The 22,291-nt window shown below is 62.4% G+C and carries 20 protein-coding genes and 1 pseudogene; 14 read left to right on the plus strand and 7 right to left on the minus strand.

Annotation, left to right across the window (positions count from 1 at the left end):
* The first annotated feature begins 114 nt into the window (after window positions 1-114).
* The 9 genes from AC56QQ_RS33475 (at window position 115) to AC56QQ_RS33515 (ending at window position 10,004) form a co-directional block, all read left to right on the plus strand.
* Complete coding sequence (locus AC56QQ_RS33475; RefSeq protein WP_497124844.1) at window positions 115-1,374, plus strand: phosphopentomutase; 1,260 nt, start codon at window positions 115-117, stop codon at window positions 1,372-1,374.
* Window positions 1,367-2,257 carry a bifunctional DNA-formamidopyrimidine glycosylase/DNA-(apurinic or apyrimidinic site) lyase gene (gene mutM / locus AC56QQ_RS33480; protein WP_497124845.1) on the plus strand — a complete coding sequence of 297 codons (891 nt, stop codon included), beginning with the start codon at window positions 1,367-1,369 and terminating at the stop codon, window positions 2,255-2,257. Before AC56QQ_RS33475 ends, mutM begins: the two co-directional genes overlap by 8 nt.
* 33 nt (window positions 2,258-2,290) lie before the next feature.
* On the plus strand, window positions 2,291-3,064 hold the full coding sequence (locus AC56QQ_RS33485; RefSeq protein ID WP_497124847.1) for an enoyl-CoA hydratase: 774 nt from the start codon (window positions 2,291-2,293) through the stop codon (window positions 3,062-3,064).
* 159 nt (window positions 3,065-3,223) lie between these two features.
* Window positions 3,224-3,490: a 30S ribosomal protein S20 gene (gene rpsT / locus AC56QQ_RS33490; RefSeq protein WP_091579634.1), complete on the plus strand. Its 267-nt coding sequence runs from the start codon at window positions 3,224-3,226 to the stop codon at window positions 3,488-3,490.
* An 850-nt stretch (window positions 3,491-4,340) separates the two neighbouring features.
* A complete protein-coding gene (dnaA, locus tag AC56QQ_RS33495; RefSeq protein ID WP_497100439.1) occupies window positions 4,341-5,885 on the plus strand; it encodes a chromosomal replication initiator protein DnaA in 1,545 nt (514 codons plus the stop codon).
* Window positions 5,886-6,188: 303 nt separating this feature from the next.
* Window positions 6,189-7,307, plus strand: coding sequence for a DNA polymerase III subunit beta (gene dnaN / locus AC56QQ_RS33500; RefSeq protein ID WP_256748923.1), 1,119 nt, complete (start codon window positions 6,189-6,191; stop codon window positions 7,305-7,307).
* 209 nt (window positions 7,308-7,516) lie between these two features.
* Window positions 7,517-8,656 carry a DNA replication/repair protein RecF gene (gene recF, locus AC56QQ_RS33505; protein WP_489859299.1) on the plus strand — a complete coding sequence of 380 codons (1,140 nt, stop codon included), beginning with the start codon at window positions 7,517-7,519 and terminating at the stop codon, window positions 8,654-8,656.
* A gap of 100 nt (window positions 8,657-8,756) precedes the next feature.
* A complete protein-coding gene (locus AC56QQ_RS33510; protein WP_497124849.1) occupies window positions 8,757-9,512 on the plus strand; it encodes a molybdopterin-synthase adenylyltransferase MoeB in 756 nt (251 codons plus the stop codon).
* Window positions 9,513-9,515: 3 nt separating this feature from the next.
* Entirely contained in the window at window positions 9,516-10,004 is a 489-nt protein-coding gene (locus tag AC56QQ_RS33515; protein ID WP_497124850.1) for a GNAT family N-acetyltransferase, read from the plus strand.
* Window positions 10,005-10,052: 48 nt separating this feature from the next.
* Here AC56QQ_RS33515 and AC56QQ_RS33520 read toward each other — a convergent pair whose 3' ends face one another.
* On the minus strand, window positions 10,053-11,054 hold the full coding sequence (locus AC56QQ_RS33520; RefSeq protein WP_497124851.1) for a 2-hydroxyacid dehydrogenase: 1,002 nt from the start codon (window positions 11,052-11,054) through the stop codon (window positions 10,053-10,055).
* A gap of 146 nt (window positions 11,055-11,200) precedes the next feature.
* On the opposite strand from AC56QQ_RS33520, the gene AC56QQ_RS33525 reads away from it, so the two are divergent.
* Window positions 11,201-11,761 (plus strand): SH3 domain-containing protein, encoded by a 561-nt coding sequence (locus AC56QQ_RS33525; protein WP_091580049.1) that lies wholly within the window; start codon window positions 11,201-11,203, stop codon window positions 11,759-11,761.
* Window positions 11,762-11,808: 47 nt separating this feature from the next.
* Here the strand turns inward: AC56QQ_RS33525 and AC56QQ_RS33530 are convergent, their stop codons facing one another.
* Both AC56QQ_RS33530 and irrA read right to left on the minus strand, forming a co-directional pair.
* Entirely contained in the window at window positions 11,809-12,126 is a 318-nt protein-coding gene (locus tag AC56QQ_RS33530; RefSeq protein ID WP_489859294.1) for a DUF4260 domain-containing protein, read from the minus strand.
* A gap of 52 nt (window positions 12,127-12,178) precedes the next feature.
* The gene (gene irrA / locus AC56QQ_RS33535; RefSeq protein WP_489859293.1) at window positions 12,179-12,610 is read right to left on the minus strand and encodes an iron response transcriptional regulator IrrA; all 432 of its coding nucleotides are present in this window, start codon (window positions 12,608-12,610) and stop codon (window positions 12,179-12,181) included.
* Between the two features lie 243 nt (window positions 12,611-12,853).
* Here irrA and fabA point away from each other — a divergent pair, with 243 nt between their 5' ends.
* The 4 genes and pseudogenes from fabA (at window position 12,854) to AC56QQ_RS33555 (ending at window position 17,124) form a co-directional block, all read left to right on the plus strand.
* Window positions 12,854-13,372 (plus strand): 3-hydroxyacyl-[acyl-carrier-protein] dehydratase FabA, encoded by a 519-nt coding sequence (gene fabA / locus AC56QQ_RS33540; RefSeq protein ID WP_091579611.1) that lies wholly within the window; start codon window positions 12,854-12,856, stop codon window positions 13,370-13,372.
* Window positions 13,373-13,409: 37 nt separating this feature from the next.
* A pseudogene (gene fabB, locus AC56QQ_RS33545) lies at window positions 13,410-14,629 on the plus strand (beta-ketoacyl-ACP synthase I).
* A 12-nt stretch (window positions 14,630-14,641) separates the two neighbouring features.
* Window positions 14,642-15,454, plus strand: coding sequence for an enoyl-ACP reductase FabI (fabI, locus tag AC56QQ_RS33550; protein WP_489859291.1), 813 nt, complete (start codon window positions 14,642-14,644; stop codon window positions 15,452-15,454).
* A 125-nt stretch (window positions 15,455-15,579) separates the two neighbouring features.
* Window positions 15,580-17,124: a putative bifunctional diguanylate cyclase/phosphodiesterase gene (locus AC56QQ_RS33555; protein WP_497124852.1), complete on the plus strand. Its 1,545-nt coding sequence runs from the start codon at window positions 15,580-15,582 to the stop codon at window positions 17,122-17,124.
* A gap of 48 nt (window positions 17,125-17,172) precedes the next feature.
* On the opposite strand, the gene AC56QQ_RS33560 is transcribed toward AC56QQ_RS33555, so the two are convergent.
* The 4 genes from AC56QQ_RS33560 to corA all read right to left on the minus strand — a co-directional run bounded on the left by AC56QQ_RS33560 (window position 17,173) and on the right by corA (window position 22,248).
* Window positions 17,173-18,192 carry a class I SAM-dependent methyltransferase gene (locus AC56QQ_RS33560; RefSeq protein WP_497124853.1) on the minus strand — a complete coding sequence of 340 codons (1,020 nt, stop codon included), beginning with the start codon at window positions 18,190-18,192 and terminating at the stop codon, window positions 17,173-17,175.
* A gap of 71 nt (window positions 18,193-18,263) precedes the next feature.
* On the minus strand, window positions 18,264-20,411 hold the full coding sequence (gene pnp, locus AC56QQ_RS33565) for a polyribonucleotide nucleotidyltransferase (RefSeq protein WP_497124855.1): 2,148 nt from the start codon (window positions 20,409-20,411) through the stop codon (window positions 18,264-18,266).
* A 279-nt stretch (window positions 20,412-20,690) separates the two neighbouring features.
* Window positions 20,691-20,960 (minus strand): 30S ribosomal protein S15, encoded by a 270-nt coding sequence (gene rpsO, locus AC56QQ_RS33570; protein ID WP_006337962.1) that lies wholly within the window; start codon window positions 20,958-20,960, stop codon window positions 20,691-20,693.
* A 193-nt stretch (window positions 20,961-21,153) separates the two neighbouring features.
* Complete coding sequence (gene corA / locus AC56QQ_RS33575) at window positions 21,154-22,248, minus strand: magnesium/cobalt transporter CorA (RefSeq protein WP_497124856.1); 1,095 nt, start codon at window positions 22,246-22,248, stop codon at window positions 21,154-21,156.
* Window positions 22,249-22,291 lie beyond the last annotated feature (43 nt).

Genomic DNA, 22,291 nt, shown 5'->3' on the forward strand with positions numbered 1-22,291 from the left:
TTTGGGCGAGATGCACCAGACTATCGTGCCAAGCCGTTGCCGTTTGGTTTCCGAATTGCCAATGCGGCCGGGGAACCCTATGTCTGCTCGTCCAAACCGGCAACAATGGCTCCGATGGCGCGTGCTTTCCTCTTCGTTCTGGACTCCTTCGGCATCGGCGGCGCGGCCGACGCCGAGCGCTACGGTGACGCCGGCGCCAACACATTGGGGCACATCGCGGAAGCCTGCGCGGAAGGCCGCGCCGATCGCGAAGGGCTCCGCAACGGGCCTCTGTTCGTCCCGCATATGGCCTCGCTCGGGCTTGGCAAGGCTGCCGAAACCGCGACGGGGCTAGGCTTCGACACCGGTGGAACGGATCTGCTCGCGACTGCCTTCCACGGCGCGGCGCAGGAGGTTTCGAGCGGCAAGGACACGCCGTCGGGCCACTGGGAGATCGCCGCCCTGCCGGTGCGCTTCGACTGGGGCTATTTCCCGGATACGGTTCCCGCCTTTCCGGCCGATCTGACCGAGGCCATGATCCGCATGGGCAAGGTGCCGGGCATTCTCGGCAATTGTCACGCGCCGGGCACCGAGATTATCGAGCGGTTCGGCGAGGAGCACATCCGTACCGGCAAGCCCATCTGCTACACGTCGGTCGACTCCGTCCTGCAAATCGCGGCGCATGAAGTTCATTTCGGCCTGGAGCGGCTTTATGAATTCTGCAAGGTGGTGCGCAAGCTGGTTGACCCATTGAGGATCGGACGGGTGATCGCGCGGCCGTTCATCGGGGAAACCGCCGCCACCTTCGAGCGAACCTACAACCGGCATGACTACGCGGTGCCGCCGCCGGAGCCGACCCTGCTCGACCGGCTGACGGCGCGTGGAAGCCGCGTCATCGCCGTCGGCAAGATCGGCGACATCTTCGCTCATCGTGGAATCTCGGAAGTGCGAAAGGCGGCGGGCAACATGGCCATGTTCGATGAGGCGCTGGGGGCAATGGACGACGCCGGCGACGGCGACCTGGTCTTCGCCAATTTCGTCGACTTCGACACCGAATTCGGACATCGCCGCGATGTCGCCGGCTATGCCGCGGCGCTCGAGGCCTTCGACCGGCGACTGCCGGAGGCTCTGGCAAGGTTGATGCAAGGCGATCTTCTCATCCTGACGGCCGATCACGGCAACGATCCGACCTGGCGCGGCACCGATCATACGCGTGAACGCATCCCGGTGATCGGCACCGGACCAGGTTTCAAGGGCGGCGACATCGGGCTGAGAGCAACATTTGCCGACATCGGTGAAACCGTGGCCGAGCATCTTGGGCTGGCGCGCGGCCGGCATGGCACTTCCTTCTATAAGACGATTGGCTTCCATAAGACGATTGGCGGTCATGCCTGAATTGCCCGAGGTTGAAACGGTCCGCCGCGGGCTGCAGCCGGTCCTGGAAGGCGCCACCATTACCCGTATCGAGACGCGCCGACCGGATCTGCGCTTTCCATTTCCGGAAAAATTCTCACAGCGGCTGACCGGCAGGACGATCACCGCACTCGGCCGCCGGGCCAAGTATCTGACGATGGATATCGAAGGCGGCCCGGCGCTGATCTGCCATCTCGGCATGTCCGGCTCATTCCGTATCGAGACGGCGGATGACAGCGAAATGCCTGGCGTGTTCCATCATGAGCGCTCGAAGAGCACGGCACACGACCATGTCGTGTTCGATGTGGCGTCCCCGACCGGCGCCAGGTCCCGCGTGATCTTCAACGACCCGCGCCGCTTCGGCTTCATGCTGTTTTCGGAAGGGCCGCCCGACACGCATCCGATGCTGAGCGGGCTGGGCGTCGAGCCTACGGGCAATATATTGGACGGTGCGCTGCTTGCATCGTTGATGAAAGGGCGGCGATCGCCGCTGAAGGCAGCACTTCTCGACCAGAGATTGATCGCCGGGCTGGGCAATATCTATGTCTCCGAGGCCCTGTGGCGCGCCGGCCTGTCGCCGCTGCGCGAGGCCGGCACGATAGCCAAGCCGGGAAAGAAGGCCCAGGCTCAAAGCGAAGGCCTTGCCGAAGCCATCCGCTCGGTCATATCAGATGCGATCGCGGCCGGCGGATCCTCGCTCAGGGATTACATGCAGACCGACGGATCGCTGGGATACTTCCAGCATTCCTTCGCCGTCTATGACCGCGAAGGCGAACCCTGTTCCAAGCCCGGCTGCGGTGGTCACATCGAGCGCGTCGTGCAGAGCGGCCGCTCGACCTTCTATTGCCGGACGTGTCAGCGGTGAGTTAGACGATGGGTCGAGCGAGGAGATGCAGCCATGCCCTATGAGACAATCATCACCGAGACGCGCGGCAAGGTCGGGCTGATCACCTTGAACAGGCCGAAGGCGCTCAACGCGCTGAATTCCCAGATCCTCGCCGAACTGGTGGCAGCCGTAAATGGGTTCGGTGCCGATGCTGGTATCGGTGCCATGGTCATCACCGGTTCCGAAAAAGCTTTCGCCGCCGGCGCCGACATCAAGGAGATGCAGTCAATCTCTTATGCGGATGCCTATAGCCAGGACTTCTTCGTCGGCTGGGAAGAATTTACGCGGGCACGAAAGCCGATAATCGCGGCGGTGGCCGGCTATGCGCTCGGCGGCGGCTGCGAGCTGGCGATGATGTGCGATTTCATCATTGCCGCCGATAACGCCAAGTTTGGCCAGCCGGAGATCACGCTCGGCGTCATCCCAGGCATGGGTGGATCGCAGCGGCTGACCCGCTTCGTCGGCAAGTCGAAGGCGATGGACATGTGCCTGACCGGGCGGATGATGGACGCAGCCGAAGCCGAACGCTCGGGCCTGGTGTCGCGGGTCGTGCCTGCCGGCGAACTCGTCGAGGAGGCGCTCAAGGCGGCAGCCAAGATCGCCGATTTCTCGCTGCCATCGGTGATGATGGCCAAGGAGGCCGTCAACCGCGCCTTCGAGACGACGCTTGCCGAGGGATTGCGGTTCGAACGACGGCTGTTTCACTCGCTGTTCGCGCTCGATGACCAGAAGGAAGGCATGGCGGCCTTTGCAGAGAAGCGGAAGCCGAATTTCACCAACCGCTGACGCCCGCCCGATAGCCGCCAAAAAGAAGGCTAGGCAGCGTTGACGCGCCGGAAAAGCTGAACTATAAGCCGCACCAACCGAGGCGGCCCCGTGGCTGCCCGTTTGTTTTTTGCGCCCTGCGGCATGCCGCATGCGCCGACAGATCAGAAGAGAGGCATCATGGCCAACACATCCTCGGCCAAAAAAGCAACGCGCAAGATCGTACGCCGCGCAGCGATCAACAAGAACCGCCGTTCGCGCGTCCGCACCTATGTGCGCCAGGTCGAGGAGGCACTTGCCTCCGGCGACAAGGCCGCCGCACAGGCAGCCTTCAAGATCGCAGAGCCCGAATTGATGCGGGCCGCAACCAAGGGCGTGATCCACAAGAATACGGCATCCCGCAAAGTTTCGCGGCTGGCTCAGCGGGTCAAAGTACTGTCGGCCTGACATTACTTTCCTAGACTGACGTTCTTCGAACCCGGCCGATTGTGCCGGGTTTTTTTCGTTTGCCGGCAAGCACTTAAAAAGAATACTCGAAAATGGCGTCTGTTGCGGATTCCGCCGTTCGAAATGCTTTGCCGGCACAGCCGTGCAAGCCAATGGCCGATATCCCTGAAAAGCGATTGCAAAGATAAAGTCGGCGCTCAGAAATAGTCTTTATTATTCAGATAGTTACCGATGGTCATCCACAGCTTGTTCACATCGAGCCGGGGCGATGGGGGACAAGTGGCTGTCAAGCAAATTATTTCAGAAAATTTCAGATCGCACCGGCTTTTTCATATTCGCCGGAAAAGGGTTTGAATCACAATGGCTTTGTCAAAATATGCCGTTGCGGCACCGCGTTCGAACCTCTCTGCGGTAACCAGATTCCTTAAAAATCGGTTAGTGGTGGCCTTGCCCTATCCACAGCGATTTCGGTAATGTCGACAGATCGAAAGGGACGGGCCCTTGGCCCTCAACCCAGCCTGAACTGGCCAGCTAAAATTGGCGGGATTTGCAACGCGGATCAAGTCCGCGGATGGGTTGGTTTGTCTTTTTTGATGTGGGTAAGGGGACTGGCGTAACGAGACATGGCAGGTAGGCAGCGCGCCGGCGCGATTTCGCCGGACGGTGTTGTATTGCCCTGACATACCAAAAACGCGGACTGGCTTCCATGGCCGGCACCGGTTTCCCTGGATAGTGGGCGACGTTCATTGCCGGCGGCGGCAACGGGCATCGTAGCGAAGATGCAGGTCGCTGGAACAAGGATGCAGGAGGCGCATCCCCAGCGGAAAACAGGTACAGAAAGGCAAGGATCATGCAGAGCGGCATCGAAAGGGAGCTTACGGGCGACCTCCCATTTCCAGGAACTTTGATCGGAGCAAGCGACATGGCTGTTTCCAGCGACGCGGAGCAGAAGTTCGACCGGGTCAAGGCTCAGTTGAAGGCGCGCCTGGGAACCGAAGTCTATTCGAGCTGGTTCGGACGCATGAAGGTCGCGGAAGCTTCCAAGGGCATCGTCCGCATCTCGGTGCCCACCGCCTTCCTGCGCTCATGGATCAACGGTCACTATCTCGACCTCATTTCCGAACTATGGAAGCACGAGGATCCGGATGTCCTCAAGATTGAAATCGTCGTACGCACGGCCACTCGCCAGGGGCGCAGCCAGGCCGAGCCCGAGGTGATCCCGGCACGCAAGATGACGCGACAGACGCAGACGGCCCTCGCCGCCGGCACTGTCAGCCCCGGCAGGACAGATCGTGCACCGGCTCCGCGTCCGGGCACACCGATCGAGAGCGAGTTCCGGCACAACGTGCTCGGCTCTCCGCTTGATCCGCGCTACACATTCGGCTCCTTCATCGAGGGGCCGTCGAACCGGGTGGCCTTCGCCGCGGCCAAGGCGGTAGCGGAATCGCAGTCAAGCGCGGTGCGCTTCAATCCGCTTTTTCTTCACGCAACCGTCGGGCTAGGCAAGACCCACCTTTTGCAGGCCATCGCAGCGGAATCGCTGAAGCAGAACCCAAAATCGCGCGTCGTCTATCTGACGGCCGAGTATTTCATGTGGCGCTTTGCCACCGCGATCCGCGACAACAATGCGCTGACGCTCAAGGAGCAGTTGCGCGACATCGACCTGCTCATCATCGACGACATGCAGTTCTTGCAGGGCAAGTCGATCCAGCATGAATTCTGCCACCTGATCAACATGTTGCTGGACAGCGCCAAGCAAGTCGTTGTTGCCGCCGACCGGCCGCCGTCGGAACTGGAATCGCTCGAACCGCGGGTCCGGTCGCGCCTCAATGGCGGCGTCGCGCTCGAAATGTCGGCGCCCGATTTCGCCATGCGCATCGGCATGCTCAAATTGCGCCTTGCGACCGCCAGGATCGATGACGCATCGCTCGACATCTCGGAGGAAATCCTCAATCACGTCGCCCGCACCGTGACCGGCAGCGGACGCGAGTTGGAAGGCGCATTCAATCAGCTGCTGTTCCGCCAGTCCTTCGAACCGCAGATCACCATCGACCGTATCGACGAGATACTCGGCCACATCTATCGCACGGGCGAGCCGAAGCGGGTCCGTATCGAGGATATCCAGCGCATCGTCGCGCGCCACTACAACGTGTCGAAAACCGAATTGCTGTCCAACCGGCGCACACGCACCATCGTCAAGCCGCGGCAGGTCGCCATGTACCTGTCGAAGGTGATGACGCCGCGCTCACTGCCCGAGATCGGGCGCCGCTTCGGTGGCCGCGATCACACCACCGTGCTGCACGCCGTGCGCAAGATCGAAGACCTTTCCGGCAACGACAACACGCTGGCGCAGGAACTCGAGCTGTTGAGAAGGTTGATCAACGACCAAGCCTGACCGGCCCGGGAAGCGCGAGCCGGAACAACGCGGGAATTCAATGGGTTACCTGTGCAGGCCTGAACCCGAAATGGGCTCGTTGGCCAGCTCGGAAACGGTCCGGATTTCGGATTTTCCACACCGGCTCCCGGACTTCGTGCCGTTTATCCCCAGAAAGCCCGCGCAGCCGGCCAGAACCGGTGGCGCGGGCTTGCGTTTGCTGGTTTTTTCCTGTCAGTTTACGCAGATTCTGAGCCTGTTCAGACCTTTCGCGGGACGCCGCTTGCCGGAGCCCGTCATTCATTCAAGCGAGCCTGTTTCGTCATGCGTGTTATCCTGGAACGGTCAAATCTCCTGAAGTCGCTTAACCACGTCCACCGCGTGGTCGAACGGCGCAACACCATTCCGATCCTGTCCAACGTGCTGCTCAGCGCCGAGGGCGCCAGCCTGGAAATGAAGGCGACCGATCTCGACCTGGAGGTGACGGAAGCGACGCCCGCCAAGGTTGAGCGCGGCGGGGCGACGACGGTTCCGGCGCATCTGCTGTACGATATCGTGCGCAAGCTCGCCGACGGCGCCGAAGTGATGCTCAAGACAGACGAGGACGGCAACGCCATGACGGTGACGTCCGGCCGCTCGAGCTTCCGCCTGCAGTGCCTGCCGCAATCCGACTTCCCAGAGCTTTCGGCCGGCTCCTTCTCGCATATCTTCCGTCTCGACTCGGTCGCCCTGAAAGGCTTGATCGAGAAGACCCAGTTCGCCATCTCCACCGAAGAGACGCGCTACTATCTGAACGGCATCTACCTGCACACGCATGAGGTTGGCGGCAAGCTGAAGCTGCGCTCGGTGGCGACCGACGGCCACCGTCTGGCGCGCGCCGAGATCGACGCACCGGCGGGCTCCGAGGGCATGCCGGGCATCATCATTCCGCGCAAGACGGTGAGCGAGCTGCAGAAGCTGGTCGATGACCCGGACGTTGCCGTGACCACCGAACTGTCGGACACCAAGATCCGCTTCACCATCGGCAGCGTCGTTTTGACCTCGAAGCTGATCGACGGCACCTTCCCCGACTATCAGCGGGTCATTCCGACCGGCAACGACAAGAAGCTGATCATCGACCGCCAGAGCTTCGCTGCCGCGGTCGATCGCGTCTCGACCATTTCCTCCGAACGCGGCCGCGCGGTGAAGCTTTCGATCAGCGAGGGTCAAGTGACGCTGGCGGTCAACAATCCGGATTCCGGCAGCGCCACCGAGGAACTGGCCGCCGACTATTCATCCGACCCGATCGAAATCGGCTTCAACGCCAAGTATCTGCTTGACGTCGCCGCGCAGTTGACCGGCACGGAGGCCAAGTTCATGCTGGCCGACGCCGGTTCGCCGACGCTGATCCACGACATGGCGGACGAAACCGCACTTTATGTGCTGATGCCGATGAGGGTGTAGCCGGCGCTGCATCATCAATGCGGGTCTGCCATGAGACCGGCAACGGGAACGATGGTGCGGCGACTTCTGGAGCAGTTCCAGGAAAAGTGTGAAACGGTTTTCTCGGGAAAAGCGCACAGCGCTTTCCCTTGGAGATTGCGTGAAAACAAAGAGATAGGGCGGTTTCGCGTTTCCGTGAAACGACGAGCCGCTCTATAGGCGGATGGCGGTTGCCGGTACAAACTCATATAAGTAAGCTTACACTTACCAACTTTCGCAACTACGCTGCACTGGCGATCGACCTCGCTCCCGGCGCCGTGGTTTTTTCCGGCGACAACGGCGCCGGCAAGACCAATCTTCTCGAAGCGATTTCCTTTCTGACGCCGGGACGTGGCTTGCGCCGCGCTCCATACGCGGATGTAGCACGCGAGGGCGGTGACGGCGGCTTCGCCTTGCACGCCCGGCTCGATGGACCCGACGGCCCGGTCGAGATTGGTACTGGAATTTCAGGCGGCGACAGTGCCGGCGAGGGCGGCAGACGGGTACGCATCAACGGGGCTGCGGCGCGTTCGACCGAGGACATGCTGGAATGGCTGCGCGTGGTGTGGCTGACGCCGGCCATGGATGCGTTGTTCACCGGACCGGCCGCGGATCGCCGACGCTTTCTCGACCGACTGGTGCTGGCGATCGATCCGGGCCACGGCCAGCGCGCGCTCGACTACGAGAAGGCGATGCGCGGCCGTAACCGGCTGCTTACTGAAGGCTCCCGGGACGATCGCTGGTTCGATGCGATCGAGACACAGATGGCCGAGACGGGTGTGGCGATCGCCGCCGCACGTGCGGAGACGGTGCGCCTGCTGGCCGCGATGATCGACAAGCTGCCCGACACAGGGCCGTTTCCGCAGGCCGACATCGGCCTTGCGGGCGAACTGGAAGCCGCGGTTGCCACCACGCCGGCGGTCGATGTCGAGGAGCGATTCCGCCGGGCGCTCGTCGAGGGCCGCGACCGCGACCGCGCCGCCGGGCGCACTCTAGAGGGCCCGCACCGTTCGGATCTCGTGGTTCGACACCGTCCCAAGGCGATGCCGGCCGAGCTCTGTTCGACAGGCGAACAGAAAGCGCTACTGGTCGGCATTGTCCTGTCGCACGCCCGGCTGACCGGCGAAATGTCGGGCATGACGCCGATCCTGCTGCTTGACGAAATCGCCGCGCATCTCGATGGCGGACGGCGCGCGGCGCTGTTTTCCATTCTGGAAGAGTTGAACTGCCAGGCGTTCATGACCGGCACCGACGCGGCGCTGTTTTCCAGTCTCAAGGGACGTGCGCAGTTTCTCACCGTCGACCACGGTACGGTCGGGCCAACCGTCTAGATTTTGTTGCATCCATGTCGGCATCCCGAAACCGCTCCTCACTTTTGCGCGACATGCATGAAGGCCTGACAAGGTTTTCCAGCCACTATATGGTCCAGCGATGACCAGCTCCGCCCTGACCGCCGACGAGATCGAACGCTATGCCCGCCACATCGTGCTGCCCGAAATCGGTGGCGCCGGCCAGCAGAGATTGAAGCGGGCGCGGGTTCTGGTGATCGGCGCGGGCGGACTGGGCGCACCGGTGCTTGAGTACCTTGCCGCCGCCGGCGTTGGCACACTCGGCGTGGTCGACGACGACACCGTGTCGCTCTCCAACCTGCAGCGCCAAGTGATTCACGGGACGGATACTGTCGGCATGCTGAAGACACACAGTGCGCAGGCGGCGATCGCCCGCATCAATCCCAACACCATTGTCGAAACGCACACATTCAGGCTGACCCCGGACAACACCGCGGCCCTCGTCGCCCGCTATGACATCGTCGTTGACGGTTCCGACAATTTCGAAACCCGCTATGCGGTGGCCGATGCCTGTGCGAGCGAGAGGAAACCGCTGGTGCACGCCGCCGTCGGGCGCTTCGACGGCTCCGTGACCGTGCTGAAGCCATTCGAGGACGGCAAGGATGGCAAGCCCAACCCAGGCTACCGCGACCTGTTTCCGGAAGCGCCGCCTCCCGGCGTGGTGCCATCCTGTGCCGAGGCCGGGGTGCTTGGTGCGCTGACCGGTGTCATCGGCACGCTGCAGGCGATGGAGGCGATCAAGCTGATCACCGGCATCGGCGAGCCGCTGGTTGGCCGGCTGCTGCTCTACGATGCGCTGGCCGCTCGGTTCGAAACGATCCGCTACAAGAGAAACTGACCCGTGGGCCGGACCGGAGCCGTTTCCGTTACCCAGATCCCGGCCGATTTCGACCGTTGGAACGATGTGCTCGCATTGATCATGCGTGCCTTCGCTTCGATGGAGGGCGTCATCGACCCGCCCTCCTCGGCGCAGCTGCTTACCGCCGACACTCTGCGCGACAAGGCGCGGCAGGAGGCCGGTTTCGTGGCCTTCAAGGGCGACAGGATCGTCGGCTGCGTCTTTGCGCTTGAGAAGGAGGCGGAGCTCTATGTCGGCAAGCTCGCCGTCGCGCCGGACTGTCAGGGGCAAGGCATTGGCCGGCGGCTGATGCAGGCGGTCGAAGATCTTGCCCGCAGGCGCGGCAAGGCGGCCCTTGAGCTTCAGACCCGGATAGAGCTCACCGGAAACCATGCGGCCTTTGCCCGCTTCGGTTTTCGCGAGACCGAACGGACAGCACATGCGGGCTATCCCAGGCCGACTTCGATCACCATGCGCAAGGCTCTTGCGTAAGCCCGGACTTTCATTTGAAAGGCCGCGAAATGTCGCGCTTGGATAGAATCAGGATCTGAGCGGCAGCACGCGGTCCGGCGGGCGGTGGCCGTCGACGAACGCCTTTATGTTGATGATGACCTTTTCGCCCATGTCGATGCGGCCCTCGAGGGTCGCCGAGCCCATATGCGGCAACAACACGACCTTGCCCTTGGCGGCGAGCCTGAGCAGCTTGCTGTTCAACGCCGGCTCGTGCTCGTAGACATCGAGGCCGGCGCCGGCGATCTTGCCGTCCTGGATCAGCTTGACCAGCGCGTCCTCGTCGATGATGTCGCCGCGCGCGGTGTTGACGATGTAGGCCGTGGGCTGCAGCAGCGCCAGCCGCCGCGCCGAAAGCAGGTGAAAGGTTGCCGGCGTCGACGGACAATTGACCGAGATGATGTCCATGCGGGCCAGCATCTGGTCGAGGCTTTCCCAATAGGTCGCCTCCAGCCCGTCCTCGACCTCCGGCAGCACGCGATGGCGGTTGTGGTAGTGGATGGAAAGGCCGAACGCCTTAGCCCGCCTGGCGACCGCGGTTCCAATGCGCCCCATGCCGACAATGCCGAGCCGCTTGCCCCAGATGCGCCGCCCAAGCATCCAGGTCGGCGACCAACCGGCCCATTTCTTGTCACCGGTGAGCACATTGGCGCCTTCCACCAGCCGCCGCGGTACCGCCAGCATCAGCGCCATGGTCATGTCGGCGGTATCTTCGGTCAGCACGTTCGGCGTGTTGGTGACGGTGATGCCCCGCTTCGCGGCAGCCGCCACGTCGATCTTGTCGACGCCGTTGCCGAAGTTGGCGATCAGCCTGAGGTTGTCGCCAGCCTGGGCGATCAGCGCCGCGTCGATCTGGTCGGTCACGGTCGGGACGAGGACATCGGCCTCCTTGACCGCCGCAACCAGTTCCGGCTGTGTCATCGGCCTGTCCTCGACGTTCAGCCGGGCATCGAACAGCTCGCGCATGCGGGTCTCGACCGGGTCAGGCAACTTTCGCGTGATGACCACGAGAGGCTTCTTTTTGCCTACCATTGTTTCCCTCGTTGAGACCTCTTTAACCAAGACCGGCGAAACTGGAAGCCGGTCGCGGTGCCGATTACCCATGTAACAAGCGGTGCCGCCGAAGACAAAGAAAAAGGGGCGCCGACGCCGGCAGGCAAGCGCCGAAAGGAATGAAAGTGTCTGGTTTCGCGTCGCTTCGCCTGACCCTCAGCGCAGCATTTCTCGGCGCTCTCCTTTATTCTCCGCAATTGGCCGCACAAGGTGCGGCGGCACCCGCCCAGAGCGTCGTCACGCTCGGGCCGAGCGGCCTGCCGCTGCCGCGATTCGTCAGCCTGAAATCCGGCCGCGTCAACTCGCGCGTCGGCCCCGGCGCCAACTACTCGGTCGACTGGATGTATATGAAGGCCGGCCTGCCGATGGAGATCATCCAGGAATTCGATACTTGGCGCCGCGTGCGCGATGCCGACGGTTCGGAAGGCTGGATCAACCAGTCGCTGCTTTCAGGCCGGCGCACGGCGATCGTCGCGCCGTGGCAACGCGGCAAGGGCGGCCAGATCAACATGGTCAACAGCCCTGAAAAAGACGCAAGGGTGGTCGCGCTCGTCGAGCCGGGTGTCATGGGTACGATCAAATCCTGCGACGGCCAGTGGTGCGAAATGACGCTCGACGGCCACACCGGCTGGCTCGCCCAGTCACTTGTCTGGGGCGCCTATCCCGGCGAACGGGTCAAGGATTGACTTTCTGACTGTCTGACGTCGATCTTTCCCAGGGACAGGGTCCCGATCTAGCGCCCGATACGGCCGAGATGAGTGTCCTGAAACCCGGTTGACAGCTTCAGGCCGTAGCCCAGCGCCCGGTCGATGGCGATGTGGGCGATCCAGATCAATGCAACCGCCATCGCGGCCGCATTGCCGGACATGTGCCCCGCAAGCAGCAGCAGCACCGGTACAACAAGGATGTGCAGGGCGTTATAGGCGATGGCGCCGACGCGCGGCCCGGCAAGATAGCCCAACATCGACAGGTCCGGCGCCAGGATGAGCAATCCGAAGAGCCACCAGGAAACACCGACCGATCCGTAGAACAAGACGGCGGCGACCGCCACGGCGGCCCATTCTAGCCGGATTATCAAATCGAGGGGTTTCATTCCTCGCGGATCATGTTGGGCGTTTGGGGCGCAGCCTCACCACGATGTCGACATTGGCGATCTCCATCCCCTCCGGCGGCTCCGGCAGGTTGGCAACAGTCACGGGACCGCCGGCGATGTCGAATATCCGGTTTTCGCCTTCGACGTAGAAATGGTGGTGGTCGGAAGTGTTGGTGTCGAAATAGGTCTTGGCGCCCTCGACCGCGAGGATGCGCAACAGCCCGGCCTGGGTGAACTGGTGAAGGGCGTTGTAGACGGTGGCCAGCGACACCGGCACGCCGGCGGCAACCGCCTCCTCGTGCAGTTCCTCGGCCGACAGATGGCGGTCGCCCTTGGCGAAAAGCAGGTCGGCCAGCGCAATGCGCTGGCGTGTCGGCCTCAGGCCGGCTTCACGGACCCGCTTGTCCACAGCGACATTTTCCTTCCGGCAGCCCAGGTCCATCTATTCGTCCAAGCTCACAGTTCCGCCTCAAGACGCGCCCAGAATGGCAAAAAAATGAACGCCTGCCCAAACCGGACCCCTGCTGACATATATTCTGTCGTCCGAATGCGATCAATAGCGCGCATTGACCCAGGCAGACGGGCGGGTTAAGCGCAAACGCCGGTTTCCGGCCTGAAACAGATTGTGTTAGGAAACCAACGACAAGGGCGCGCTATAGCCCAAGACGACATGGGGACGAGATTGATGGCGGGTTCGAAATCCAGCTACGACTACGATGAATTGCTGGCCTGCGCCCGCGGCGAACTGTTCGGACCGGGCAACGCCCAACTCCCCTATCCGCCCATGCTGATGTTCGACCGCATCACCGAGATCAGCGAGACGGGCGGGGCCTTCGAAAAGGGCTTCATCCGTGCCGAATTCGACATCAAGCCGGACCTGTGGTTCTTTGCCTGCCATTTCATCGGCAATCCGATCATGCCGGGATGCCTCGGCCTCGATGCGATGTGGCAGCTGACGGGCTTCTACCTCGGCTGGCTCGGCGAGCCGGGCAAGGGAATGGCGCTGTCGACCGGTGAGGTCAAGTTCAAAGGCATGGTCACGCCCGCCGTGAAGAAGGTCGAGTATGGCATCGACTTCAAGCGCGTGATGCGCGGCCGGTTGGTGCTCGGCATCGCCGATGGCTGGCTGAAAGCGGATGGCGAACCCATATACTCGGCAACGGATTTGAAGGTCGGTCTGTCCAAGCAATCGGCGGCCGGCTGACCGGTCGCTGACCGGGCCCCCCTGGAAGGAGTTGCGAATGAGACGTGTCGTAGTCACAGGCCTCGGCATTGTGTCGTCGATCGGCAACAATGCCAATGAGGTGCAGGCCTCGCTGCATGACGCCAGATCCGGCATCAGCTTCTCCGATTCCTTCGCCGAGCATGGCTTCCGTTGCCGGTGTGGGGCGCGCCGACGCTCGACCCATCCGCCATGATCGATCGCCGTGCGATGCGGTTCCTGTCGCAAGGGGCGGCCTGGAACCACGTCGCCATGGATCAGGCGATCGCGGACGCTGGCCTGGGAGAGAGCGACATTACCAATGAACGCACCGGCATCGTCATGGGATCGGGCGGGCCATCCACCCGCACCATCGTCGAAGCGGCCGAAATCACGCTGAAGAACGGCAGCCCCAAGCGCATCGGCCCGTTCGCGGTGCCGAAGGCGATGTCGTCGACCGCGTCGGCAACGCTTGCCACGTGGTTCAAGATCCACGGCGTCAACTATTCGATCTCGTCGGCCTGCTCGACCTCGGCGCACTGTATCGGCAACGGCTACGAATTGATCCAGTGGGGCAAGCAAGACATGGTCTTTGCCGGCGGCCACGAGGATCTCGACTGGACGATGTCGGACCTGTTCGACGCCATGGGCGCCATGTCGTCAAAATTCAACGACAAGGCATCGACTGCTTCCCGCGCGTATGATGCCAATCGCGATGGGTTCGTCATCGCCGGCGGCGCCGGCGTGCTGGTGCTCGAAGAGCTGGAGCACGCCAGGGCGCGCGGCGCCAAGATCTACGCCGAGATCGTCGGCTATGGCGCGACCTCGGATGGTTACGACATGGTGGCGCCGTCGGGCGAAGGTGCGATCCGCTGCATGCGCCAGGCGCTGTCGACCGTCGCCACGCCGATCGACTACATCAACACGCATGGTACGTCGACGCCGGTTGGAGATTCCAAGGAGATGGGCGCGATCCGCGAGGTGTTCGGCGAGAAGATGCCGTACATCACCTCGACGAAATCGCTGACAGGCCATTCGCTCGGTGCCGCCGGCGTGCAGGAATCGATCTACTCGATCCTGATGATGCAAGGCGGCTTCATCGGCGAAAGCGCCCATATCGAGAACCTCGATCCGGAATTCGAGGGCATGCCGATCGTGCGAAAGCGCATCGACAACGCCAGGATCGACACCGTTTTGTCAAATTCGTTCGGTTTCGGTGGCACCAACGCAACGCTCGTTTTCCAGCGCTATTCCGCATAAGGACTGCCGACCATGGACGGATTGATGAAGGGCAAGCGCGGGCTTGTCATGGGTGTCGCCAACGACCATTCGATCGCCTGGGGCATCGCGCGGAAATTGTCCGAACATGGGGCGGAACTCGCCTTCACCTACCAGGGCGACGCCTTTGGGCGCCGGGTCAAGCCACTCGCCGACAAGCTCGGCGCCTCGCTGGTCGTTCCCTGCGATGTCGAGGACAGTGCTTCGGTCGCCGCCACCTTCGAGACCTTGGGCAAGGAATGGGGCGGGCTGGACTTCATCGTCCACGCCATCGGCTTTTCCGACAAGAATGAGCTGAAGGGCCTCTACGCCGACACCAGCCGGGACAATTTCGTCCGCACCATGGTGATCTCCTGCTACTCCTTCACCGAGATCGCCCGCCACGCCGCGACCTTGATGCAGGACGGCGGATCGATGATCACGCTGACTTACGCGGGGTCGGTGCGCGTCATGCCGAACTACAACGTCATGGGCGTCGCCAAGGCCGGACTGGAGGCCAGTGTGCGCTACCTCGCCAACGACTACGGTCCGCGCGGCATCAGGGTGAACGGCATATCGGCTGGACCGGTGCGCACGCTTGCCGGCGCCGGGATTTCCGACGCGCGCCACATGTTTTCCTACCAGCAGCGCAACTCGCCGCTGCGCCGCACCGTGACCATAGACGAGGTCGGCGGCTCCGCGCTTTATCTGTTGTCCGATCTCGCCTCCGGCGTTACCGGTGAAATCCACTATGTCGATTCCGGCTATCACATCGTCTCGATGCCGACGCTCGATGAATTGAAGCAGACCGACGGCGCGCGGGAATAGGCTGCGCTGGGAAATAGTCTTTTCCCAGTAAAGAGATGATTCCTTCCAATAAAATTGGACGTATTCGCGGAAACTCATTTTAAGGAGGTATCTGCTAGAAAGCCCCGCACTCTGGGGACCTTTGAATGCCCGCTGTCAGCAACCCGAAGCGAACACCGGTGTTCCGGCTGCTCACCATAGCAAGCTCGGGCATTGGCAGTTTCGTCCTCGGTATCTGGGGTCTGAAGCTCGGTCTCGGCGATGGCATTGCCGGAATAACCGCGGGCATGATGGTCGCGATCATGGCCGCCCTCTGCGCCCTGGCGGCGGCGGGAGCCGCAATGTCCTTCTTCGCCGGCGTCGATGAATCGGCGGATTTCGTCTTCAACGAAACTCATTTCGACAAGCTGACCGGCCTGCTGGCACGCCCTGCGATGGTTGGCAAGATCGCCGAGGCGGCATGCACGACCAGCCGGACCGGCGAACCGATGTTCCTCATCGACATCGACATCGATCGGTTCAAGCAGGTCAACGACGCGATCGGCTACAGTCAAGGCGACGAATTGATCCGCGCCTTCACCAAGCGACTGAAGGCTTGCGTGCCGCAGCGAGCGCTGATCGGGCGTATTGGCGCCGGCGAGTTCGCGGTGCTGCTTCCCGACAATCAGGTGCAGGGGACGCTGGAAAGCTTCATCGAAAGGCTCATCGACGAGATGATGGAGCCCTATGAGCTCAGCACCCACATGCAATCGGTCAGCCTGTCGGTGGGCATAGTGGCGACGCCAAAGGACGGCATCGATCCCGTCCTCATCCTGCGCCGCTCCAATCTGGCGCTGCAGAACGCGCGCGCAAGCGGGGTCGGCAATTGGTCTGTCTTCCATGCCGAAATGGGCAGGGTCGCCGACCATCGCCAATGGATCGAATCCGAGTTGCATACTGCCTTCGAGCGCGGCGACTTCGATCTTCACTACCAGCCACAGCTGGATCTCCCGACTGGCAGCATCATCGGTTACGAAGCGCTGATCCGCTGGCGGCATCCAGAGCGCGGCATGATCCCCCCAATGGATTTCATACCGATCGCCGAGGAAACAGGTATGATCGGTCCGATCGGCGAATGGGTTCTGCGCAAGGCCTGCAGTGACGCCCGTCATCTGCCCGACGACTGCTTCGTCGCGGTCAACATCTCACCCGTGCAGTTCATGACCAAGGACTTCATCGGCATCGTGCGTGACACCATGACGAGCACCGGTATCAAGCCGTCGCGGCTGGAGCTGGAAGTGACCGAGACGGCGATGATGCAGGACCGTGACCGCGCCGCCACCATCCTGAAGCAGCTTGCCGACATGGGCATCTCGGTCGCTGTCGACGATTTCGGCACCGGCTATTCCAACCTGAGCTACCTGATCGATTTCTCGTTCGGCAAGCTGAAGATCGACCGCTCTTTCGTCAGCCGCATCGACACCGATACCAGCTCCGGCGCGGTCGTCTCGACCATCGTCGGGCTTTCGCGCGCGCTCGGCGTCAGCATCATTGCCGAAGGTGTCGAGACCGAAAGCCAGGCGACGCTGCTGAGGGCAGCCGGCTGCGACGTGGTGCAGGGCTTCCTGTTCGGCAGGCCGGCGCCTCTCAAGTTCAGGGCTGGCGACGGGTATGCCACAGACGAGGTCCGACGCGTCGCCAATCTGCATTGAGCACGGCGCGACGCCTGCCTACGCGGACCTTCGGTTCGGACCAATGCTTCAACGACGTGCCGAAAGCACCTTGAACATGCCGTCGCGGGCAAGCTCGGCATGGCTCGAGAAGGCGGCCGACAGTATTGGCTCATAAGGAAGCTGACGGTTGGCCACCATGAACAGCCGCCCTCCAGGCTTCAAGGCCTTGGCTGCCGCGCGGATCATGCCGGCCCCGATCTCGGGCTCGGCCGCGCGGCTGCGGTGAAACGGCGGGTTCATGACGATCGCGTCGTAGCGCCGTTCGACCGGCTCGCTCAGCAGATCGGTCCAGAAGAAATTCCGTGTGATCGACTGGCTAACCGCTGCCAGATTGAGCTTTGCAGCTTCGAGCGAGGCGAAGTCAGCCTCATGAAGGTCGAGCGCCAGAATGCCGGGCGAGCGCGCGGCGATTTCGGCTGCCAGGTAGCCCCAGCCGGCGCAGAAATCGGCTACGCTGCCACGCAGATCATCGGGCAAGTTCTCGACCAGCAATCTCGAACCGGTATCGATCCGGTCAAAGGAAAACATGCCCGGTGCGGTATGGAAGCGGCCTTCCACCAGCAAGGCTGGATTGGCAGCGCGCAGTTGTTGCGCCGCCGCCAGATCGGCGGGACGGCGGAGCCAGAAGGCAATGCCGTGATATTTCGGCAAATGGCCGTCGAGCGGCACAAGCTCTCCAATGCGCTTGCGCAGGCTGGCGATACCATCATCCTTGCTGCCGGCAATGACGATCAACCCACCCGGGGCCACGCTCTCGAACGCCTGGGCGATACGCAATTCGTTGAGGCCGCGATGGCGGCCGGCAAGCACAAGCGCCATACCAAAGCCATCGCCTTCCGCTTGCGGCGTGACGACGACACCGGAAGCCTGCAGCGCGCGAAAGTACGGCCGGAAGCCTTGTACGAGGTGAAGCTCCGCCTCGAAGCCGTCAGGCAGGCGAAAGCCCGGTTCTGCGCCGAGAAAGAGAACGCGCTCGCCCGTTCGCGGCAAGGCGACAGCCTCGGCCTCGAATGGATGGAAAAGCGTCTTCAGCGCCTCAGCCGGCATTCCGATGTTCCTTCAAATGAAAACGGGCGCGACCTACCGGCGCGCCCGTTTTGATTTACTGGCCGGACCGATCAGGCGGCGTTTTCTTCGCCTTCGGTCTTCTTGTCGCGAGCGAGTTCCTTGCCGGTGGCCTGGTCGACGACCTTCATCGACAGGCGAACCTTGCCGCGCTCGTCGAAGCCCATCAGCTTGACCCAGACCTTGTCGCCTTCCTTGACAACGTCCGAGGTCTTGGCGACCCGGTCATTGGCAAGCTGCGAGATGTGGACGAGGCCGTCACGCGGACCGAAGAAGTTGACGAAAGCGCCGAAGTCGGCGGTCTTGACGACCGTGCCTTCGTAAATCTCGCCGACTTCCGGCTCGGCGACGATGGTGTGGATCCACTTCTTGGCCGCCTCGATCTCCTTGGCGTTAGACGAAGCGATCTTGACCGTGCCGTCATCCTCGATGTTGATCTTGGCGCCGGTCTTCTCGACGATCTCGCGGATGACCTTGCCGCCCGAACCAATCACGTCGCGGATCTTGTCGGTCGGGATATGCATGACCTCGATGCGCGGCGCGAATTCGCCGAGTTCGGGGCGGGCGCCGGTCAGGGCATGAGCCATTTCGCCGAGGATATGCTGGCGGCCGTCCTTGGCCTGGTCCAGCGCGATCTTCATGATCTCCTCGGTGATGCCCTCGATCTTGATGTCCATCTGCAGCGAGGTGATGCCGTTGGCGGTGCCGGCGACCTTGAAGTCCATGTCGCCGAGGTGATCCTCGTCGCCAAGGATGTCGGAGAGCACGGCGAAGCGCTCGCCTTCCTTGATCAGGCCCATGGCGATGCCGGCGACCGGCTTGGCCAGCGGAACGCCCGCATCCATCAGCGCCAGCGAGGTGCCGCAGACGGTGGCCATCGAGGAGGAGCCGTTGGACTCGGTGATCTCCGAGACGACACGCAGCGTGTAGGGGAACTGGTCAGCGCTCGGCAGCATCGGGCGGATGGCGCGCCGGGCAAGCTTGCCGTGGCCGATTTCGCGGCGGCCCGGCGACCCCATGCGGCCGGTCTCACCGACGGAATAGGGAGGGAAGTTGTAGTGCAGGAGGAACTTCTCCTTGTACATGCCGGTCAGCGAATCGACATACTGCTCGTCCTCGCCGGTGCCGAGCGTGGCAACGACCAGTGCCTGGGTCTCGCCGCGGGTGAACAGCGCCGAACCATGGGTACGCGGCAGGACGCCGACTTCCGAGACGATCTTGCGGACCGTCTTGAGATCGCGGCCATCGATGCGCGAGCCGGTGTCGAGGATGTTCCAGCGCACGACCTTGGCCTGGAGTTCCTTGAACACGGCGCCGATCTGCTCGGAGGTGTACTTGGCTTCTTCGCCTTCAGCCGGCGCAAACGCGGCCTTGACCTTGGCCTTGACGGCGTCGACGGCGGCGTAGCGCTTCTGCTTGTCGACGTTCTTGTAAGCGTCGCGAAGTTCGCCTTCGACGATCTTCAGCATCTCGGCTTCAAGCACGGAATAGTCCGGCGCGGTGAAGTCGCGCGGCTCCTTGGCGGCAACTTCGGCCAGCTTGATGATGGCGTCGATCACCGGCTGGAAGCCCTTGTGGCCGAACATGACGGCACCGAGCATCAGCTCTTCGCCGAGTTCCTTGGCTTCGGACTCGACCATCAGCACGGCGTCGGCCGTGCCGGCGACGACGAGGTCGAGTTTCGATTCCTGCATCTCGTCGACATGCGGGTTGAGCACATATTCGCCGTTGATGTAACCAACGCGGGCACCGCCGACCGGGCCCATAAACGGCACGCCCGACAGGGTCAGCGCCGCCGAGGTGGCAACGATCGACAGGATGTCGGGATCGTTCTCGAGGTCATGCTGAACGACGGTGACGACGATCTGGGTGTCGTTCTTGTAGCCTGCTGCGAACAGCGGGCGGATCGGGCGGTCGATCAGGCGGGAAACCAGCGTTTCCTTTTCGCTCGGACGACCTTCGCGCTTGAAATAGCCGCCCGGGATCTTGCCGGCGGCGTAGGTCTTTTCCTGGTAGTTGACGGTCAGCGGGAAGAAATCGAGGCCGGGCTTCGGCTCCTTCATCGAAACGACGGTGGCGAGAACCTTGGTCTCGCCGTAGGTGGCGAGCACCGCGCCGTCAGCCTGGCGCGCGATCTTGCCGGTTTCGAGGATGAGCGGACGGCCGCCCCATTCGATTTCCACTTTGTGGTAATTGAACATGTCTTGTCCTTAATAAGCGGAAAGGGCCGCGCCGTTTCACGGTGCGCGGATGCCCTTTCCCTGGCTTCCTTTCTCGGGCAGCCACGGGCAAGACAACGGGAAGCTCGGGTAATTTCGGCGCGGCGAGCGCGCGCGAGCGTCCTGCAATCCTGCCCCATGACCGTCCATGGGCGGTTTCGAGTGGCCCTCTGCACGCTCGAAACCGGGTCTGGCCAATCGATACGACTGGCAGAATGCGCGACCGGCGGGCCCTCCGAAGAAAGCCCGCCGGTCAATTCGTCAACGGCGCAGACCGAGCTTCTCGATCAGCGTCTGATAGCGCGCGTCGTCCTTGCGCTTGAGATAATCAAGCAGGCTGCGGCGCTGGGAGACGAGAGCGAGCAGACCACGGCGGGAATGGTTATCCTTCTTGTGGTCCTTGAAATGGTCGGTCAGGTTCTTGATGCGCTCGGAAAGGATGGCCACCTGGACTTCCGGAGACCCGGTATCGCCCTTGGCGGTTGCGAATTCACCCATCAATTCCTTTTTGCGCTCGGCAGTAATCGACATCGTGTTTTTCCTTATCTGTTTGAGGAAACGGGTCGCCCTCAGCCGGGATGTCGTCCAGCAGGGGCCGGTGCACGCAACGCGTCAGGGCGCGATGCTGCGGCGCATATAGTGCAATTCCCCGGAAAACACCAGCCCAATTCACAAGCCGGCTTCGTCGCAGCTTTTGTGGTCCAAAAGAAGACTTTCGCCGCGGCTAGAGCCACTTCTTCCATCTGAAGAAGGCGATCAGCCCGATCGCGACAACCAGCATGAAGACGAGTGCGGCCGGATAACCGTAGTAGGATCGCAGCTCCGGCATGTTCCATGGCGAGGCGTCGGGACTGAAATTCATGCCCCACACGCCGACCAGGAAGGTCAACGGCATGAAGATGACGGAGACGATGGTCAGGTAGCTGATGACATCATTGGTGCGCGCCTGGCTCAGCGACAGATGCATCTCGATCAGGCCGGTCAGCATGTCGCGCTGGGTTTCCACCAATTCGATCAGCCGCAGCGAGTGATCGAGCGTGTCGTTGAGGAAGACCTTGGTCTCGGCCTTCACGTAGGGCACGTCGTTGCGGATCAGGGTCGCCAGCGCATCGCGCATCGGCCACAGCACGCCCTTCAACACATTGGCGTCGCGCCGCAATTCGTGCAGCTGCCGCATCTGATGCTTGTGCGGCATATTCATCATCTCGTCCTCGATGCTGTCGACCAGGTCGCCGGCAGTCTCGATTGGCGGGAAATAGCTGTCCACAATGGCATCGATCAGCGCGTAGGCAAGATAATCGGCGCCACGCGCGCGCAGCCGGTTGGGCGCCGAGCTCTCTATGCGCTTGCGCACCGGATCGAACGGATCGCCTTCACGTTCCTGGAAAGTGACGACGAAACCCTTGCCGAAGAAAACGGCGATCTGCTCGTAGCGGTGCGCGGTGACGTCGTCGATCATCCTGACGACGACGAAGGCATGGTCCTCGAAGAAATCCACCTTCGGCCGCTGGCCAGTGTTGACGACGTCTTCCAGCGCCAGCGGGTGCAGGCTGAAAATGCGGCCGATCTCCTCGATCAGTGAAATGTTGGCGAGTCCGGTACAATCGAGCCAGATGATCGGCCATTTTTCGCAATTAGCGGCGACGTCGTCGATGCTGGCGTTGTCGATGGTCTTGAACTTTTGCGGCGAGATCAGGGTCAGCCGCAATTCCGAGCGCCGCGCCGCCGGGTCGGCGATCAGCGTGCCGGGCGACGCGCCGACCGGTGGCCGCCGCGTCCTCACGGGCGCCCGCTTCTTGACCGTCTCAGCCTTTGTCATGGATCCCCTCGCGCGTCGTGTCGAAAGAAACTAGACGAGCGCC

It is taken from the genome of Mesorhizobium sp. RCAM 05099, assembly GCF_059683685.1.

What these genes read in the sequence shown, in the direction of transcription:
- AC56QQ_RS33475 (WP_497124844.1), top strand. Translation starts at nt 115, where the DNA reads ATGGCGCGTGCTTTCCTCTTCGTTCTGGACTCCTTCGGCATCGGCGGC.
- rpsT (WP_091579634.1), top strand. Translation starts at nt 3,224, where the DNA reads ATGGCCAACACATCCTCGGCCAAAAAAGCAACGCGCAAGATCGTACGC.
- pnp (WP_497124855.1), bottom strand. Translation starts at nt 20,411, where the DNA reads ATGTTCAATTACCACAAAGTGGAAATCGAATGGGGCGGCCGTCCGCTC.
- dnaA (WP_497100439.1), top strand. Translation starts at nt 4,341, where the DNA reads ATGCAGAGCGGCATCGAAAGGGAGCTTACGGGCGACCTCCCATTTCCA.
- AC56QQ_RS33510 (WP_497124849.1), top strand. Translation starts at nt 8,757, where the DNA reads ATGACCAGCTCCGCCCTGACCGCCGACGAGATCGAACGCTATGCCCGC.
- fabA (WP_091579611.1), top strand. Translation starts at nt 12,854, where the DNA reads ATGGCGGGTTCGAAATCCAGCTACGACTACGATGAATTGCTGGCCTGC.
- dnaN (WP_256748923.1), top strand. Translation starts at nt 6,189, where the DNA reads ATGCGTGTTATCCTGGAACGGTCAAATCTCCTGAAGTCGCTTAACCAC.
- AC56QQ_RS33485 (WP_497124847.1), top strand. Translation starts at nt 2,291, where the DNA reads ATGCCCTATGAGACAATCATCACCGAGACGCGCGGCAAGGTCGGGCTG.
- fabI (WP_489859291.1), top strand. Translation starts at nt 14,642, where the DNA reads ATGGACGGATTGATGAAGGGCAAGCGCGGGCTTGTCATGGGTGTCGCC.
- AC56QQ_RS33555 (WP_497124852.1), top strand. Translation starts at nt 15,580, where the DNA reads ATGCCCGCTGTCAGCAACCCGAAGCGAACACCGGTGTTCCGGCTGCTC.
- mutM (WP_497124845.1), top strand. Translation starts at nt 1,367, where the DNA reads ATGCCTGAATTGCCCGAGGTTGAAACGGTCCGCCGCGGGCTGCAGCCG.
- irrA (WP_489859293.1), bottom strand. Translation starts at nt 12,610, where the DNA reads ATGGACCTGGGCTGCCGGAAGGAAAATGTCGCTGTGGACAAGCGGGTC.
- rpsO (WP_006337962.1), bottom strand. Translation starts at nt 20,960, where the DNA reads ATGTCGATTACTGCCGAGCGCAAAAAGGAATTGATGGGTGAATTCGCA.
- AC56QQ_RS33520 (WP_497124851.1), bottom strand. Translation starts at nt 11,054, where the DNA reads ATGGTAGGCAAAAAGAAGCCTCTCGTGGTCATCACGCGAAAGTTGCCT.
- AC56QQ_RS33560 (WP_497124853.1), bottom strand. Translation starts at nt 18,192, where the DNA reads ATGCCGGCTGAGGCGCTGAAGACGCTTTTCCATCCATTCGAGGCCGAG.
- corA (WP_497124856.1), bottom strand. Translation starts at nt 22,248, where the DNA reads ATGACAAAGGCTGAGACGGTCAAGAAGCGGGCGCCCGTGAGGACGCGG.